Genomic DNA, 16,886 nt, shown 5'->3' with positions numbered 1-16,886 from the left:
TTGTTAAGACCGTTGGTCGGCTTCCAGCGCCGCGATGCGCGCGCGGGCGTCGGCCAGTTGGCGCTCAAGCTCGACTACCCGCTGTTCGGCTTCGACCTGGCGGCTGACATCCTTCTGGATGCCGATGAAATACTTGCGCTTGTCAGCCTCATTGAGCACCGGGGTAATCGACAGTTCATTCCAGAACGCGCTGCCGTCCTTGCGGTAGTTGCGCAAGATTTCCCGGCTTGGCAGGCCATCCTTGATCGCCTGGCGGATCAATACCCGGGCGCCCTGGTCGCGATCGTCGTTCTGCAGGAAGCGGCAGTCGCGATAGAGGATGTCGTTGGCGTCATAGCCGGTCAGGCGCTCGAAGGCCGGGTTGACGTAGATCAGGATGGTGTCGTCGTCGCCTTCCTGTTCGGCCACCACGATCCCGTCGTTAGAGGCGTCAATCATGCGCTGCAGCAGTGTGGCATTGATCATCTTGTTAGGTCCGCAAGGGCTGTAGATCGGGCATGCTGGCTGATTCTAGTGGATTGGCCGTCGCTGTACAGCGGCAGATTAAGGCCTTTTGCCAGTGCCTGATGCTAGTATCCTACGTTTTTACTCAGTTTCGGAAACCTCTATGAACGTCGTGATCCTTTCCGGTTCGGTCTATGGCACCGCCGAAGAAGTCGCTCGGCATGCCGAGAAGTTGCTCAAACAAGCGGGTTTCGAGGCCTGGCACGCCCACCGGGCTACCCTGCAGGACATCCAGGGCTTTGCCCCGCAGGTATTTCTGGCCGTGACCTCGACCACCGGCATGGGCGAGCTGCCGGACAACCTCATGCCGCTGTTCAGTACCATTCGCGATGCGCTGCCGGCCGAGTGGCGCGGCCTCAAGGGCGCGGTGATCGGCCTGGGCGATTCCAGCTATGGCGATACCTTCTGCGGTGGCGGCGAGCAACTGCGCGAGCTGTTCGCCGAGATGGGCCTGGTAGAGGTTCAGCCGATGCTGCGCCTGGATGCCAGCGAAACCGTTACCCCGGAAACCGACGCCGAGCCGTGGCTTGCCGAGCTGGCCAACAAGCTGCGCGGCTGATCATTACGGCTGTGGCTGCTCGCGCAGCAGCTGCAGCCAGGCCTGGGCGGCGCGCGACAGGTAGGCGCCCTGGCGCCAGATGAAGGCGATGTCCCAGCGCAGGTCGGTCGGCGCGCTGAGGGCCAGGCGCACTACCCCCGGTCGTTCCAGGCCGCGGGCCACCACACTGGGCAACAGCACCACCCCCTGGCCGGCCGCCACCAGCGCGGCGAGAAAGTCGGCCTGGCCGCTACGGCCACCCTCCCTGGGGGTGAAGCCCAATTGCTGGCAAGCGCCGAGCAATCGGTCATTGAGCACGAAGCTGCGCTGATAAAGCAGGAACGGCGTGTCGGCCAGTTGCGCCAGGCTGACCTGGCCGGCAGAGGCTAAAGGGTGCTCGGTGGGCAGCAGGGCATCGAGGGGCTCGTTGCAAAATGGCTGGTAGGCAAAGGCCGGGTCGCTGGGGGTGAGGCTGCCGCCCAGTTCCAGTTCACCGCTCAGTACGGCCTGCTCGACGCTGCGACTGCCGCCTTCGAACAGTTGAATGCTGATGTTCGGGTAGCGCCGCCGGTATTCGGCGAACAACCGTGCGAACAGCGCATCACTGCCCAGCAGTGGCAAGCCCAGGCGCAGTTCGCCGCGGGCCAGCTGGCTCAGGTCATCGAGCTCGCTGAGCAGCTCCTGGCGCAGGCGCAGCATGGCCTCGCCGCGTTCAAGCACGATCTTGCCGGCAGCGGTCAGGTGCAACTGCGAGCCCTGGCGCTCCAGCAGCGGCACGCCCAGGTCCTGCTCCAGTTGCGCAACCTGCTTGCTCACCGCCGACTGGCTGATGTGCAGGGTTTGCCCGGCCTGGGTAAAGCCGCCACGGTGCACCACTTCAAGAAAACTGCGTAGCTGTTTGAATTCCATAGCCTGAATTCCAATCTGGAATAGCTGGCAGTCTAACAATTCGCTTTTGGCGTGGGGAGCAGGCTTTTAAAATACGGGCCTGAGAGGACCCCCGCGATGAAGCCCCCTGCGTTAAACCGATTTGTCCGCCTGCTCGCCGAGCTTGCGGTGTTGCTTGCTCTTTATAAGGTCGGTGGCCTGCTGGCCGCCTGGTTGGCCTGGCCGATTCCCGGCGGGGTCATGGGCCTTGCGCTGTTGCTGCTGCTGTTTGCTTTGGGTGTGCTCAAGCCGGCCATGTTGCAGCTCGGTGCCGGGTTGTTGATGGCCGAGATGCTGCTGTTCTTTATTCCGGCGCTGATGAGCCTGCTCGATTACGGCAGCCTGCTGCGCGATGAGGGCTGGCGGATTTTGCTGGTGATCGGCGTGAGTACCCTGTTGGTGATGGTGGTGACGGCGGTGACGGTGGAGTGGATCTGCCGCTGGAGGTTGCGCCATGACGCTTGAGCCGATGCCGCTGTTCTGGCTGGCCCTGACCCTGCTGGCCTATCTTGGCAGCCGCTGGTTGTACCGGCGCACCGGGCGTTACCTGCTGTCACCGTTGATCCTGGTGCCGGCCGTGCTGCTGGCGATCGCCGTGCCGCTGCACACCGCCTATGCCGAGTACGCGCGCAACACTCACTGGCTGATGTCGGTGCTGGGCCCGGTCACGGTGGCCTTTGCCGTACCGATCTGGCAACAGCGCGCCTTGCTCGCCCGCCACTGGCCGGCCCTGACCCTCGGCATGCTGATCGGCAGTGCGGCCTCGATTGGCAGTTCCTGGGGCCTGGCGCAGCTGTTGGCACTGGACAGCTCGGTGAGCCTGTCGCTGGTGCCGCGCTCGATCACCACGCCCTTTGCCATGCCGCTGGCCAAAGACCTGGGCGGCGTGCCGGAGCTGACCGCGGTGTTCGTGATGTTCACCGGAGTGCTCGGGGCGATGTTTGGTGGCGTGCTGCTCAAGTACCTGCCGCTGCGCACGCCGTTGGCCCGTGGCGCGCTGTTCGGCGTCGGCGCCCATGGGGCGGGTGTCAGCCGCGCACATGAAGTGGGCGGTGAAGAGGGTTCGGTGGCCGGCCTGGTGATGGTTCTCACCGGCCTGCTCAATCTGTTTGCCGCGCCGTTGCTGACCTTGCTGCTGTGATTCACCTCGCTATTTTGCGCCCTGACTCCCAAGGTCAATAAGCTGGCTGCCAACGCAACTCTCGGCCAGGGCCTGCCTGACTAGACTGACGATCAATAGAGCACACGTATGTGCCGAGGTGATTGCAATGATCGCAGCCGATGCCTTGCCCAACACGACTACCTGTAACTTACCGGGACCACTGTGATGCCTTTGGCCGAGATTCCATTGTGCGTCTGGCGGACCCGGGGCCTGAATTTCTCGTTCCGTGGCCAGACCATTCGTTACTGGAGCGCAGGGCAGGGCGAACCGCTACTGCTCATTCATGGCTTTCCCACCGCCAGTTGGGACTGGCACTACCTGTGGGCGCCGTTGGCCCAGCGTTTCCGGGTGATTGCCTGTGACATGCTCGGCTTTGGCGATTCGGCCAAACCGCTGCATCATGACTACAGCCTGCTGGAACAGGCCGACCTGCAACAGGCGCTGCTGGCGCACCTGCAGGTCGAGCAGCCGGTGCATGTGCTCGGCCATGACTATGGCGGCAGCGTCGCTCAGGAGTTGCTCGCCCGCCACCATGAGGGCCGGGTGCAGATCGCCAGTTGCGTGTTCCTCAATGGCGGTCTGTTCCCCGAGCGTCATCGGCCGCTGATGATCCAGAAGCTGCTGCTCAGCCGCCTGGGCTGGCTGGTCGGGCGCTCGTTCGGGCGCGATGACCTGGTGCGCCACGTTACCCAGATCTACGGCCCCTGCACCCATCCCAGCGAGAGTGCGCTGGACGATTACTGGAGCCTGATTGCTTCCAACCGTGGCACGCGCATCCTGCACAAGCTCATTGCCTACCTGCCCGAGCGGGTCGCCCACCGCGAGCGCTGGGTTGGCGCGATGCAAGCCGAAGGGGTGCCGCTGCGGCTGATCAACGGCGCGGTCGATCCGGTGTCCGGGGCGCATATGCTCGAGCGTTACCAGGAGCTGGTGCCCAATGCCGATACGGTGATGCTCCAGGGCATCGGTCATTACCCCCATACCGAAGCACCGGTACAGGTGCTGCGCCATTACCTGGCGTTTCGTGAACAACCCTTGGTGAGTGTGCCGCAGAAAGTCGCCTGGTCCTGAGCGACCCGGCGTGCGCAATCATCGCCTGGCCTTATCGCCTGCCATTCAGCGCCTGCCCGCTTGATTGTGTGCCAGCCGCGGCTGGTCGACACTCGGGCATCCCTCCCTTGTTCTGCTGGAGAACTGAGCATGACGATTCGCTTGGACGATAAAGTGGTGATTGTGACCGGCGCTGGCGGTGGCCTGGGTCGCGCCCATGCCCTGCTGTTTGCCCGCCATGGCGCGCGAGTGGTGGTCAACGACCTGGGCGGTTCGACCCACGGCGAAGGCGCCAGCGCTTCGGCTGCCGATCGGGTAGTGGCGCAGATTCGCGAAGCGGGCGGTACGGCCGTGGCCAACCATGATTCGGTCACCGACGGCCAGCGCATTGTCGAGCAGGCCCTGGATAGCTTCGGCCGCGTCGATATCGTGATAAACAATGCCGGCATCCTGCGCGACAAGACCTTCCACAAGATGGACGACAGCGACTGGGAGCAGGTCTACCAGGTACACCTCGAAGGGGCCTACAAAGTCACCCGCGCCGCCTGGCCGCACTTGCGCGAGCAGAACTGGGGGCGGGTGATCTTCACCGCCTCGACCTCGGGCATCTATGGCAACTTCGGCCAGGCCAACTATGGCGCGGCCAAGCTCGGCCTGTATGGCCTGACCCGCACCCTGGCCATCGAAGGGCGCAAGCACGGCGTCCTGGTCAACGCCATCGCCCCCACGGGTGGCACGCGCATGACCGAAGGGCTGATTCCGCCACAGGTGTTCGAACAACTCAAGCCGGAGCTGGTCAGCCCGCTGGTGGTGTACCTGGGCAGTGACGCCTGCCAGGACAGCGGCGGCTTGTATGAAGTTGGCGGCGGCTGGGTTGGCAAGGTGCGCTGGGAGCGTAGCCTGGGTGTTGGCTTCGACCCGCGCGAGGGCTTTTCGCCTGAAGACATCGCCGCCAACTGGCAGCAGATCGGCAGCTTTGACAACGCCGTACATCCCAAGGACAGCCTCGAAGCCCTGCAACAGATGATGGCCAACCTGCAGAAGTATCCACAGGGCTGAACCTGGCCCAAGGTTGTGGTCGCCGGCTGAAGTTGCCTATGCTGGACGGCCACCTTGGTTGCAGGAGCACAGAGGATGTACGAATCCAGAACGGACGCTGTCATCTCTACCCGACAGTTCGGCTATCGCCTGATGTGGCACGGGATCGCAGCCTGCCTGTTGCTGATCGGCTCGATCCTGTTTGGCGTGGTTGGCCATCTGTACTTCGAGCCGCAAGTGCCCTGGCACGATGCCGTGTTCAACGCCACCTTGCTGCTGGGCGGGGTAGGGCCGGTGATCCTTCCCGAGTCTATTGGCGGCAAGCTGTTTTTTGCAGGTTACGGCCTGTATGTCGGCCTGGTGTTCGTCGCCAGCATCGGCCTGATCCTGGCGCCCATCGCTCACCGATTGTTGCACCGATTCCACTTTGATGACGCCGACGACGACTGAGTTGCAGGCATAAAAAAGGCCGCTGCAGTGCAGCGGCCAAGTAAGACGCAGATCAAGGAGCTTCAAAATCAACGTCGGTGAACCTGGAGAAGACGCCATCAGGCGGGGTGTGCACGCCGGTTGATGGAATGGGCTGACGCTTTGATTTGGCGTCTGCACCGTCTTGGTGTAACCAGAATAGGCGCCTGTCAGAATCGGAAAAATAGGTATTTCTGACATTCACTGTTACAACTTAGGTAACAGTCAGCCCCCAAGACAGTAACCCGCTGTTTCACGAAAGTCAGTAAGCGAGTGTAAGCAACTGTGCACACTGTCCTTTTATTCTTATATGGAAATGGGCTGTTGCTTTAGTTAGCTGTAGGGCGATTCATTGGGTTTGAAAAAACGGGAGCCTGGGCACTTTCCAGAGATAGCAACCGGGACGGGTTTCGCTGAAATTTCCCTGAAGGTGGGCAAGTCAATTAGTCGCTTTATGACTATCAACCACCAACGGACATCAGCATATGGAATCGACCCGTTCGCTTGACACACCCGCGTTGAGCTACGACGACAGTACTCTGGAGACACTGCTGCTGGAAATGACCAGTAGCACTTTTGAAATCCAGCGCCAGCTTGAGTCGGTGGCAACGCTGCAGGATGCGGCGCTGATCAGTTTCTGGGAGAGGGCACGCAAGCCGGGTACAAAGCCGCTGAGCCTGTTTGTGCACCTGACGAAATTGTTTTTTTTCGATCTGCGTTACTTTGCTTTGCGCCATCCCTGGCAGCAGCCGGAAATGGCAGCGCTGGAGGAGCAGATTTTCGATCCCGATGAGCACGTTCGCATGCTGACCCTCGATATTCAGGGACAGACGGCGATGTTGCCGTTGGCGTTTGTCATCAGCGAGTCGTTCGACCCGTCATCCACCAGCAAACTCTGGTTTTACAGCCTGCAGGAGGGGTTGCAAGCGCAGGGGGATGCGCGGCGATTCATCGACAGAATGACGCTGCGCCTGTGCGCACCGGCTGCCAAGGATCCCTTGGTGCAGCCGTTGCCGCACGGAATAAAACAACTACTTGCGCAAGGCCACACGCCGCTATTGAGCCTGGTATCGCTGAGCGAGAGTCCGTTTCGACAACAGGTAGACGATGTCCGCCAAGCCCTGCGCGGGGTTCCTGCCCACGATCTGCTGCAACAACGTCTCGCAACCAGGCTCAGGCAGCACCGCCACGCACAATTGCCTGAATGGTTACGTGTTCTTGAGGGTGAACAACGTACCGCCTTCGAGTTGCGCGAAGGCGCTGTTGCTTTGTGCCAGCAACGGGTCGATGAACACCTGCAAGGTAGGGCCAGCGTTGAGGACTATGCCGCTGCGCAGATCGCCGCTTACCTGTTGCAGGCCTTGGGTGTCGAGACAGATGCCGGGCTACTGCGCGTTCGAGTCAGGCATGCACTGGACGTCGAGGGTGAAACGATACAGGGTGAGCGCGAGATGACGCTGGTGCAGTGGGTGTTGTCCGGTGGTTACCCCGGCAGTGAGTTTCAGGCCCACGTCATCGATGACACGTTGGCGGCGCGGCTGACACCGGATGTCATTCAACGAATGATTGATGAACTTGAGGTGCGCCAGAGTTATCCGCAAGCGCTGCAGTCTTCCTACCTTGAAGGCTCTGGCCCTCAACTGATGAGCGACGTGGTCAATGCACGGTTGGCCTTGAGCGCCCTGGCCGCGCGCTACCAAGGGTTCGACCGGGAGGCTTGCGACGCTCTGGAAGCTGCTCGCAACCATACCGGCGCCCTGGCTGCGCTTGGGATCGACGCGGGTGCGGTGATCCTTGAGCCCTTGCAGTTGGCGTTCAAGGATATGCTCTACCTGAGTTTTGGCTCGCAGGACACTCATCGTTTCCTGCTCTATGCCCCTGGCGCGCCGGAGGCGGATCTGCGGGTGTTCAGCAATGTGGGGCAGCTCAGCCTGGAAATTGCCCGGTGGGCCCTGACCGACCAGGGGCAAACCTATCTGCTTGGCCAAGTGCCGGTCAACGCCAGGATGAGCTTCAGTCGGTTACTCAAGCAGACGCAAAAATTGCCGGGCACCTGGTCCCGACAAACAGTGGCACTGGAGCGCTGGCCCGATGCGAGCTGGCCGAGGGTGTTGTCGCACGTTGCTTTCAGGAAGGTCTCGGCGTTACTTGACCAACAGCAATTGGCCACGCCTCAGTGGTTCATCGATGCATCCCGAGTTCAACGCCAGCAACTGAGCCATGTTGATGCTCAACTGGGTGCGATCCAGGACGCCTACCAACAGCTCAACACTATCGAGCCCTTTGCCAAATACGCCCATCGCCAGGTGCAGGACTGGATCAAGAAGCTTCTACCTGCGTCTGATATAGACCCTGATACCGTACTGGTGGAGCTTGAGGACGGTGACATAAAGACGCTCACCCGCACGGTCATTGAAGGTTACGACAGCAGTTTCAACTTCGTCGACTTTGCCAGAATCACCTCCACCATCGGCCAGGACCTGTCGCGACTCGATCGTCTCTCTGTCGATGGCTACATTCGATCTGCCAGGCTGGGTGAGCGCTACATCCAGATGATTCGCCGGCGCCTGCTCGACCCCGTTGAGCCACAGTACAAGCGCCGTCGCCTGCTTCACCGCGAGCTGCTGCGTTTGCAGATCCGCCGCGCCTGGCTGAGTGAAAGCATGGCGGGGCGCCTGACGTCCGAGCAGAGCGGGTGGCTGGGCATTGCTGTCGACAAGCTGGTTGATCTGGAGCCTGCGGTCGTTGGCGGTGAGCGGACCTCTGGCAAGAACGGTCTGTTCCAGCTGGCCCTGAGGGGCCGAAGGGTCGAGGGTGTGTACCTGTTCAGGAACGTATCGCAAAGTGTTGTCGAAGATCTTGTCTACACCCCCGATGCGCCGGATGACCTGATCTTCCGTACGCCGCAAGCGTTGGCGCTTCAATGGGAAGCGCTGCAGGACTATTTCTACCTGCGCGTGAGCATCGATGATCAGCCGGCCATCGGCAGCCTGATCGACAGTGTTGAACGAGCAGCTGATGGTCAGGCAATGGTCCTCGAGGCGATCAGCGACTATAAGCGCGTGACCGATCTTGCCCATGAATTCGACGTGATGGTCGAGCGGATCATTGCCGATGTGGACGCCGACACCACCAGTGTGGCCAAACGAATCTGGGGCATCCTCTTCGAGGTCGCCATCGGCGTTGCGGCGATTCTTTCGATTCCCTTTCCGCCAGCCACCCTGGCGCTGAACGTGGTGCTGACCCTGCGCTCGTTCGTGCAAGGGGCGCTGGCCTACGAGGATGGCGATCGGGCTTCAGCTTTGAAGTGGTTTGTTGTCACGGCTGTGGGGGTCGTGTCGATTTCCGGCGTAGCAGGGCGCTTCGCCAGAACGTTATCGAAGCTGTCCAAGGGCCCCGGCTCGCCGACCACCGAGCTGCTGAAAAAGCTGGTCGCCGACTTTGGCAAGGCGGGTTCGGAAACAGTCTCCAGCGTCGGTGAGGCGTTGGACGATGAACTCACCTTGTTCCTCAAACACCTGGAGCGAACGGTTCCTGCCTGACGAGATGGGCTCAGGCCTCATACCCCATGCGCCAACTGATGGTCCTGGCGGTGGCCAGCAGTTGTTGCGCAGCGGGGCCCTGTTCATCCGCGTGGAAAATCGAGGTCGGGCCGACCACGGTCAGCACTGCGGCAATCTTGCCCACGGCGTTGAACACAGGAGCAGAAAGCGCATCGACTCCGGGCATCAGCAGGCCATGCACATGATGCAGGCCGCGTTGGCGGATGGTCGCAAACAATGCCTGGTATTCGTCGGCACTGTGACCTGATGCGGCCAGCTCTTGCTCGCGCAGCTCGATGGTTTCACGTTCTGGCAGGTAAGCGCCGAACACCAGGCCAGTGGAGGACGTCAGCAAGGGCAGCACCGAACCGATCTGGGTGACCACGGTAACCGCGCGCACCGCCGGCTCGATGTTGACCACAGTGGCGCCCTGGTTGCCCCACACGGCGATGAAGCAGCTTTCGTTGAGCTCGTCGCGCAGTTGCGACAGCGGCAGCGCCGCCTCTTTCAATACGTCCATCCCGCCCAGTGCCGCCAGGCCCACGCGCAGGGCTTCGCGGCCGAGGCCGTAATGGTTGGTGGCCGGGTTCTGCTCGGCAAAACCGCTGGCGATCAAGGCCTGCAGGTAGCGGTGGACCTTGCTCGCCGGCATGTCGACGTGCTCGGCCAGGCGCGACAGCGAGGTGGACGGCGATAACTGGGCCAGGGCCTTGAGGATGTCGGTGCCGACCTCGGCCGAGCGGACCTTCTGTTTGCCGGAGCTGTCGGCGGGGGAGCTGGCTTTGGCCATGGAGAAGTCGATCCGGGGAGTTAGATGGGCGTCTTTATAGCTTGACGGTCTTCACCAATCAAATTACGTTATGCGTAATGTAATTACGATAAAAATAACGCAGAAGCGCTGCCATTCCTTCAAGGCCCGCAGCCAACTGCCATTGACCGGCCTGCACTGGGCCCGGAGGCTCGATGAACCTCGATAACACCCCCGTCCTTGGCTACCAGAGCGGTTTCGGCAACGAATTCGCCAGCGAAGCCTTGCCTGGCGCGCTGCCGGTCGGACAGAACTCGCCGCAAAAAGCCCCGTATGGCCTGTATGCCGAACTGTTTTCCGGCACTGCCTTCACCATGGCCCGCAACGAACAGCGCCGCACCTGGCTGTACCGCATTCGCCCTTCGGCCCTGCACCCGCGCTTCGAGCGCCTGCAGCGTCAACTGGCCGGTGGCCCGCTGGGCCCGGTGACGCCCAACCGCCTGCGCTGGAGCCCGCAACCGATGCCGAGCGAGGCCACCGACTTCATCGACGGCTGGGTGGCCATGGCGGCCAACTCGGCAGGCGAGAAACCCGCCGGCATCAGCATCTATACCTACTGCGCCAATCGCTCCATGGAGCGGGTGTTCTTCAACGCTGATGGCGAACTGCTGCTGGTGCCCGAGCAAGGTCGCCTGCGCATCGTCACCGAGCTGGGCGTGCTGGAAGTCGAGCCGCTGGAGATCGCCGTGTTGCCCCGTGGCCTGAAGTTTCGCGTCGAACTGCTCGACGGCAAGGCCCGTGGTTATCTGGCCGAGAACCACGGTGCGCCGCTGCGCATCCCGGACCTGGGGCCGATTGGCAGCAATGGCCTGGCCAACCCGCGCGATTTCCTCGCGCCGGTGGCCCATTACGAAGAAACCGACGCCCCGGTGCAGCTGGTGCAGAAGTTCCTCGGCGAACTGTGGGGCTGCCAGCTCAATCATTCGCCCCTGGACGTAGTCGCCTGGCACGGCAACAACGTGCCGTACAAATATGACCTGCGCCGCTTCAACACCATCGGCACGGTCAGCTTCGACCACCCGGACCCTTCGATCTTCACCGTGCTGACCTCGCCGACCAGCGTACCGGGCATGGCCAACCTCGACTTCGTGATCTTCCCGCCGCGCTGGATGGTGGCCGAGAACACCTTCCGTCCACCGTGGTTCCATCGCAACCTGATGAACGAGTTCATGGGCCTGATCAAGGGCGAGTACGACGCCAAGGCCGAAGGCTTCCTGCCCGGCGGTGCCTCGCTGCACAGCTGCATGAGCGCCCACGGCCCGGATGCCGAGACCTGCAGCAAGGCTATCGCTGTAGAGCTGGCACCGAACAAGATCGACAACACCATGGCCTTCATGTTCGAGACCAGCCAGGTGCTGCGCCCGAGCCGTCATGCGCTCGAATGCCCGCAATTGCAGGCCGACTACGATAGTTGCTGGGCCTCGTTGCCGAGCACCTTTACCCCGAATCGGAGATAACCCATGAATCAGTCCGCCCTTGCCCGCAGTTGGGTAGAACACGCCAACGGCCACGGCGACTTCCCGCTGCAGAACCTGCCGCTGGGCATCTTCAGCCGCAAGGACCAGGCGCCGCGCTGTGGCGTGGCCATCGGTGATGCCATCCTCGACCTCGAAGCAGCGCTGGCCGCCGGCCTGTTCGACGGCCAGGCCCGCGCCGCAGTCGAGGCCACCCGTGGTGGTGCGCTGAACGCTTTCTTCGCCCTTGGTCGTGGCGCCCGGGTGGCCCTGCGCGAGCGCCTGCTGCAACTGCTCGGCGAGCACAGCGAGCACCAGGCCGCGCTCAAGCCGCTGCTGTATGCGGCCAGCGAGTGCCAGCTGCACCTGCCGGCGCGCATCGGCGATTACACCGACTTCTATGTCGGCATCGAGCACGCCAAGAACGTTGGCAAGCTGTTCCGCCCCGACAACCCGCTGCTGCCCAACTATAAATATGTGCCGATCGGTTACCACGGCCGCGCCTCGACCATTCGCCCCTCGGGCACCGACGTGCGCCGGCCAAAAGGCCAGACCCTGCCTGCTGGCCAGAGCGAACCAAGCTTCGGCCCGTGCGCGCGGCTGGACTACGAGCTGGAACTGGGTATCTGGATCGGCCAGGGCAACGACATGGGCGATTCGATTCCGGTGGCCGAAGCCGCCGAGCACATCGCCGGTTTCTGCCTGCTCAACGACTGGTCGGCGCGTGACATCCAGGCCTGGGAATACCAGCCGCTGGGGCCGTTCCTGTCCAAGAGCTTCATCTCCACCGTTTCGCCGTGGGTAGTCACTGCCGAAGCCCTGGAGCCGTTCCGCTGCGCCCAGCCGGCGCGCCCGGAAGGTGATCCGCAGCCGCTGTCGTACCTGCTGGACAAACGCGACCAGGCCAATGGCGCTTTTGATATCGAGCTGGAGGTGCTGCTGCTGACCGAGCGCATGCGCGAGCAGAACCTGCCAGCCCATCGCCTGACCCTGAGCAACACCTTGAGCATGTACTGGACCGTGGCGCAGATGGTTGCTCACCACAGCGTCAACGGTTGCCAGTTGCAGCCGGGCGACCTGTTCGGCTCCGGCACCCTGTCCGGTGCCCAGCCTGGCCAGTTCGGCAGCCTGCTGGAAATCACCCAGGGCGGCAAGGAACCGGTCGAACTGGCCTCGGGCGAGGTGCGCAAGTTCCTTGAGGACGGCGACGAAATCATCCTGCGTGCCCGTTGCAAGCGCGACGGCGTGGCCTCGATCGGCTTCGGCGAGTGCCGCGGCAAGATCCTGCCGGCGCACTGAGAGGGCAGGGCCATGGAACTTTTTGGTTACTACCGCTCGACCTCATCCTACCGGGTGCGCATTGCCCTGGCGCTCAAGCAGCTGGAGGTCCAGCAGGTGCCGGTCAACCTGCTCAAGGGCGAACAGCGCGAAGCACAGTTCCTGGCCCTCAACCCGCAAGGGCGAGTGCCGGCGCTGAAGATCGACTCCGGTGAGCTGCTGGTGCAGTCGCCGGCGATCATCGAGTACCTGGAAGAAGTTTATCCACAACCCGCGCTGTTGCCCCAGGACCCGCTGCGCCGGGCCCAGGTGCGTGGCGTGGCGGCGCTGATCGGCTGCGACATCCACCCGTTGCACAACGTCAGCGTGCTCAATCAACTGCGCGGCCTGGGTCATGACGACGCCCAGGTCAACCAGTGGATCGGCCACTGGATCAGCCAGGGCCTTGCCGCGGTCGAGCAGTTGATCGGTGACCAGGGCTTCTGCTTTGGCGACGAGCCGGGGCTGGCCGATGTCTACCTTGTTCCGCAGTTGTACGCCGCCGAGCGCTTCAATACCGACCTCAGTGGCTTCCCGCGCATTCGCCGGGTCGCGGCCCTGGCCGAGGCACATTCGGCGTTTGCCCAGGCTCATCCGTCGAGGCAGCCCGACGCACCATAAATCATGCTGCTCAGCCCGGAGCAGAATGTCAGTGCACCGATTGCGACGCCGGCGGCAGATGGCTCAGGCGTTCCGTCAGGCGCAAGCGCTGGATTGGATCGTCGCTGAGCAGCAAGGCGTGCTCCAGGTCGAAGCGTTCGGCCTGGGGGCACTCCAGGTGCTGATACAGGGTGGCGCGGGCCATGTAGTCGGCGGCAGTGCCAGGGCCTAGCTGCAACACCCGTTCAGCGTCCTTCAGGGCTTCGAGATGATCGTCGTGGCTGGCGTGCAGCTGGCGCAGGTTGCGTGACAGGCGCTGGAGCATCTGCAGCGGGCTGGCGGTCAGCAGGTGGTCGGCGCTCAAGGCCAGTTGCGGGCCGAACTGGCGGCCCAGCAGCTCGCGGCAATCGGCCGGGTACAGGCGTCGGCCGCCACAGGGGTCGAGCAGGTGGTCGGCACCGGGCACGCGCAAGAGAAAGTGCCCGGGGAAGTTCACTCCCTCAAGAGGGATCGACAGGCCGCGGGCCAGTTCCAGGCTCAGCAGGGCCAAGGCCAGGGGCTGGCCGCGGCGGCGTTGCATGACTTTGTCGAGCAGCGCCGCCTGGGGCCGCAGCGGGTGGTATTCGTCCTGCTGGAAGCCCAGGGCGTTGAGGCGGCGTAACAACGGCTGGGCCAGTTCGCTGAGCGGCAGCATCGGCAGCCCGGCGCTGACTTCCTGCTGCAGGGCCTGAACCTCGGCCATGACGCGCGCAGGCACCACGCTGTCATCGTGCTCGGCAGCGATCCACAGCGCCGCCTCCAGCAAGGCGACCGGGTCACGTTCAAGGCAAGCCAGGCAGGCACTACGTGGGTTCATCACAACCTCCGCTCAAGCTTCTGTTGTAGCGCTGGCGCGGCCTTTCGTCCAGTGGTCCGAGTGTTGTCATCGGGGTGTAAAGCGCGACCTATACTGGGATCAGCACCTCATCGAGGAGCCTGCCGATGTTCGCTCTCATGCAAAGCACTCGCACGCAGTCGCTGCACCTGTGCATCGACCCGCCGACCGGCCTCAAAGCAGTGGTCGCCATTCATAGCGAACACCTGGGCCCGGCCATGGGAGGCTGTCGCTACCTGGCTTACCCGGACGACGACAGCGCCATGGTCGACGCCATTCGCCTGGCCCAGGGCATGAGCTACAAGGCCGCCCTGGCCGGGTTGCCGTTGGGTGGCGGCAAGGCGGTGATCATTCGCAACCCCCATGTGGAAAACCGCGCGGCCTTGTTCGAGGCGTTCGGGCGCTTCGTCGAAACCCTGCAGGGGCGCTTCATCACGGCCGTGGACAGCGGCACCTCGACCCTGGACATGGACTGCATCGCCCAGACCACCCAACACGTCACCAGCACCACCGCTGCCGGTGATCCGTCACCCCATGCGGCCATGGGCGTGTTCGCCGGCATTCGCGCCACCTCGATGGCGCGCCTGGGCAGTGACAACCTCGAAGGCTTGCGCATCGCCGTGCAGGGCTTGGGCAATGTCGGCTACGCCCTGGCCGAGCAGCTGCATGCCGCGGGCGCCGAGCTATTGGTCAGTGACCATGACCCGGGCCGGGTGCAACTGGCGATCGAGCAGTTCAATGCCCGGCCGGTGGCCAATGAAATGTTGATCAGCACGCCCTGCGACATTTTTGCCCCGTGCGGGGTAGGGCCGATACTCACCGGCCAGAGCGTGATGCAGTTGCGCTGTGCGGCGGTGGCGGGGGCGGCGAACAATCAGCTGACCACCCTGCAGGTGGCCGACCAGCTGGAAAGCCGCGGCATTTTGTATGCGCCCGATTACGTGATCAACGCCGGCGGGTTGATCTATGTGGCGCTCAAGCACCGTGGCGAGGACCTGGGCACCATTACCGCGCACCTGGCGCGCATTCCCTCGCGCCTGACCGAAGTGTTCGCCCACGCCCAGGCGGAAAAACGCTCGCCGGCGCGAGTGGCGCAGATGCTCGCCGAGCAGATGATCTACAACTGAACGGCGCCTACTCGGCGGCGCCCTCGGCGAGCAGCTCGGACAGGGCGTCGGGCTGGCTCTTGAAGGCCTTGGCGAACACGTCACGGTTTTTCGCCATATAGATACCGGCATCCTCGACCTGCTGTTCGCTCAGCGACGGCACGGCTTTTTTCAGGACCTCGGCCAGCAGCTCGGCCAGCTCCAGCATCTTGTCGTGACGGTCTGCTTCGGCTTTATCCATGAACAAGCGCTCCAGGTCGCGGCTGCTGCGGTATACCACTTCGACGGCCATTCATCACCTCACATGCCTTTGGTAATCGATGTATTCGATACTGTTTATTTGTACAGTGTTAATGATAGGGTAATCCACAGGACTAAGATAGTGGCAAATCAGTATTCTGCTGTTGCCCATTCTTCACCAGGGCCTGGGACGGCACTTTTGCCGCTCTCTATGGTCTGCTTCAGCGTGTAGAATTGCGCATCGGCAGTCGAGCCATCCAGTCTACGAAGGAACAGCAATGAACGAGCAAACATCGCGCCTGAATCGGGAACGGCGCTTTCTGGTACTGCTGGGGGTGATCTGCCTGGCGCTGATCGGCGGTGCGCTGTACATGCAGATCGTGCTCGGCGAGGCGCCATGCCCGCTGTGCATCCTGCAGCGCTATGCGTTGCTGCTGATCGCCGTGTTTGCCTTCATTGGCGCAGCCATGCCCGGCAAGCGCAGCCTGACCCTGCTCGAAGGCCTGGTGGTGCTCAGCGCCATTGGTGGCATCGCCGCTGCCGGTAACCACGTGTACATCCTCGCCAATCCGGCGGTCAGCTGCGGCATCGACACCTTGCAACCGATCGTCGACGGCCTGCCGCTGGCCTCGGTGCTGCCGCTGGTGTTCCAGGTCGATGGCTTCTGTTCCACGCCGTACCCGCCGGTCATGGGCCTGTCCCTGGCGCAATGGGCACTGGTAGCCTTTATACTGACCGCCGTACTGGTACCCCTGGGTATCTACCGCAACCGCCGTCAGGCTTAGACAAAAGTCATGTATTGACGCAAGCCTGTTGTGCAATCAGATTTGCAAAGTTTGTCGCACCAAACTTGATCCTGATCAAGTTCTAACCCTTGTAGAACGGGCGTTCCAGGGGTATTGAAAGGGGTGCGACAAACTGTCGCGAAACTGATTTTTCGGGCGCGATTGTTACACAATTGGTAAAGGACTGTTGCTCAATAAGTCATAGTCAACGATAGGTTACCTATCTACAATCGCCCCCAATTTCCGTTCGGCACCGCTTGCGAGTCGCAGGATTAAAGGAGCTCCAGGGCTCTTTTCGCTGACTCTGACGAGCATCGCCTGCGGCGATGCCGGGCTGACCCCCCTCCGTGATTTCCCGCACCAAATGGAATTGGTCTGAACACAGGCCTGTTGCCTACTGAAGTCAAAATAATAAACACCGCAATACCCGGTTTATGCCGAGCCGCCGCAGCTGGCCTCAAGGTATGACCGTA

General features: G+C 62.5%; 17 protein-coding genes. 12 read left to right on the top strand and 5 right to left on the bottom strand.

From position 1 onward, the window contains the following. Nucleotides 1–3: 3 nt before the first annotated feature. Nucleotides 4–465, bottom strand: a complete 462-nt coding sequence (locus tag ACIOVF_RS12565; protein WP_045196101.1) for a PAS domain-containing protein — start codon at nucleotides 463–465, stop codon at nucleotides 4–6. 142 nt (nucleotides 466–607) lie between these two features. Between ACIOVF_RS12565 and ACIOVF_RS12560 the strand changes: the two genes are divergently transcribed. Further along, nucleotides 608–1,063 carry a flavodoxin gene (locus ACIOVF_RS12560; protein ID WP_401289763.1) on the top strand — a complete coding sequence of 152 codons (456 nt, stop codon included), beginning with the start codon at nucleotides 608–610 and terminating at the stop codon, nucleotides 1,061–1,063. 3 nt (nucleotides 1,064–1,066) lie between these two features. On the opposite strand, the gene ACIOVF_RS12555 is transcribed toward ACIOVF_RS12560, so the two are convergent. Then, nucleotides 1,067–1,951, bottom strand: coding sequence for a LysR substrate-binding domain-containing protein (locus ACIOVF_RS12555; protein WP_401289760.1), 885 nt, complete (start codon nucleotides 1,949–1,951; stop codon nucleotides 1,067–1,069). A 96-nt stretch (nucleotides 1,952–2,047) separates the two neighbouring features. On the opposite strand from ACIOVF_RS12555, the gene ACIOVF_RS12550 reads away from it, so the two are divergent. The 6 genes from ACIOVF_RS12550 (at nucleotide 2,048) to ACIOVF_RS12525 (ending at nucleotide 9,229) form a co-directional block, all read left to right on the top strand. Further along, complete coding sequence (locus ACIOVF_RS12550) at nucleotides 2,048–2,434, top strand: CidA/LrgA family protein (protein ID WP_093388007.1); 387 nt, start codon at nucleotides 2,048–2,050, stop codon at nucleotides 2,432–2,434. After that, nucleotides 2,424–3,110, top strand: a complete 687-nt coding sequence (locus tag ACIOVF_RS12545; protein WP_045196108.1) for an LrgB family protein — start codon at nucleotides 2,424–2,426, stop codon at nucleotides 3,108–3,110. Before ACIOVF_RS12550 ends, ACIOVF_RS12545 begins: the two co-directional genes overlap by 11 nt. Nucleotides 3,111–3,296: 186 nt before the next feature. Then, nucleotides 3,297–4,202 (top strand): alpha/beta fold hydrolase, encoded by a 906-nt coding sequence (locus ACIOVF_RS12540; RefSeq protein ID WP_093388012.1) that lies wholly within the window; start codon nucleotides 3,297–3,299, stop codon nucleotides 4,200–4,202. 129 nt (nucleotides 4,203–4,331) lie between these two features. Beyond that, complete coding sequence (locus ACIOVF_RS12535; RefSeq protein ID WP_401289755.1) at nucleotides 4,332–5,240, top strand: SDR family oxidoreductase; 909 nt, start codon at nucleotides 4,332–4,334, stop codon at nucleotides 5,238–5,240. A 75-nt stretch (nucleotides 5,241–5,315) separates the two neighbouring features. Continuing rightward, complete coding sequence (locus ACIOVF_RS12530) at nucleotides 5,316–5,669, top strand: hypothetical protein (protein ID WP_045196112.1); 354 nt, start codon at nucleotides 5,316–5,318, stop codon at nucleotides 5,667–5,669. Nucleotides 5,670–6,172: 503 nt separating this feature from the next. After that, entirely contained in the window at nucleotides 6,173–9,229 is a 3,057-nt protein-coding gene (locus ACIOVF_RS12525; protein WP_401289751.1) for a hypothetical protein, read from the top strand. Between the two features lie 10 nt (nucleotides 9,230–9,239). On the opposite strand, the gene ACIOVF_RS12520 is transcribed toward ACIOVF_RS12525, so the two are convergent. Beyond that, nucleotides 9,240–10,019: an IclR family transcriptional regulator gene (locus tag ACIOVF_RS12520; protein ID WP_045196116.1), complete on the bottom strand. Its 780-nt coding sequence runs from the start codon at nucleotides 10,017–10,019 to the stop codon at nucleotides 9,240–9,242. A 173-nt stretch (nucleotides 10,020–10,192) separates the two neighbouring features. On the opposite strand from ACIOVF_RS12520, the gene hmgA reads away from it, so the two are divergent. Genes hmgA through maiA form a run of 3 tightly spaced genes read left to right on the top strand, consistent with a single transcriptional unit; the run spans nucleotide 10,193 to nucleotide 13,429 of the window. Beyond that, entirely contained in the window at nucleotides 10,193–11,494 is a 1,302-nt protein-coding gene (hmgA, locus tag ACIOVF_RS12515; protein ID WP_045196118.1) for a homogentisate 1,2-dioxygenase, read from the top strand. Between the two features lie 3 nt (nucleotides 11,495–11,497). Beyond that, nucleotides 11,498–12,790, top strand: coding sequence for a fumarylacetoacetase (gene fahA / locus ACIOVF_RS12510; RefSeq protein ID WP_045196120.1), 1,293 nt, complete (start codon nucleotides 11,498–11,500; stop codon nucleotides 12,788–12,790). A 12-nt stretch (nucleotides 12,791–12,802) separates the two neighbouring features. Then, nucleotides 12,803–13,429: a maleylacetoacetate isomerase gene (maiA, locus tag ACIOVF_RS12505; RefSeq protein ID WP_045196122.1), complete on the top strand. Its 627-nt coding sequence runs from the start codon at nucleotides 12,803–12,805 to the stop codon at nucleotides 13,427–13,429. Between the two features lie 28 nt (nucleotides 13,430–13,457). Here maiA and ACIOVF_RS12500 read toward each other — a convergent pair whose 3' ends face one another. After that, a complete protein-coding gene (locus ACIOVF_RS12500; protein ID WP_213602399.1) occupies nucleotides 13,458–14,264 on the bottom strand; it encodes a SirB1 family protein in 807 nt (268 codons plus the stop codon). A 125-nt stretch (nucleotides 14,265–14,389) separates the two neighbouring features. On the opposite strand from ACIOVF_RS12500, the gene ACIOVF_RS12495 reads away from it, so the two are divergent. Continuing rightward, nucleotides 14,390–15,409: a Glu/Leu/Phe/Val dehydrogenase dimerization domain-containing protein gene (locus ACIOVF_RS12495; protein ID WP_045196126.1), complete on the top strand. Its 1,020-nt coding sequence runs from the start codon at nucleotides 14,390–14,392 to the stop codon at nucleotides 15,407–15,409. 7 nt (nucleotides 15,410–15,416) lie between these two features. Here ACIOVF_RS12495 and ACIOVF_RS12490 read toward each other — a convergent pair whose 3' ends face one another. Then, complete coding sequence (locus ACIOVF_RS12490) at nucleotides 15,417–15,680, bottom strand: YebG family protein (protein ID WP_045196128.1); 264 nt, start codon at nucleotides 15,678–15,680, stop codon at nucleotides 15,417–15,419. A 226-nt stretch (nucleotides 15,681–15,906) separates the two neighbouring features. On the opposite strand from ACIOVF_RS12490, the gene ACIOVF_RS12485 reads away from it, so the two are divergent. Beyond that, entirely contained in the window at nucleotides 15,907–16,413 is a 507-nt protein-coding gene (locus ACIOVF_RS12485) for a disulfide bond formation protein B (protein WP_045196130.1), read from the top strand. Nucleotides 16,414–16,886: the final 473 nt, after the last annotated feature.

The organism is Pseudomonas sp. NPDC087612 (assembly GCF_044743505.1).
GTDB lineage: Bacteria > Pseudomonadota > Gammaproteobacteria > Pseudomonadales > Pseudomonadaceae > Aquipseudomonas.
This window is presented reverse-complemented; position numbering and strand designations above follow the sequence as displayed.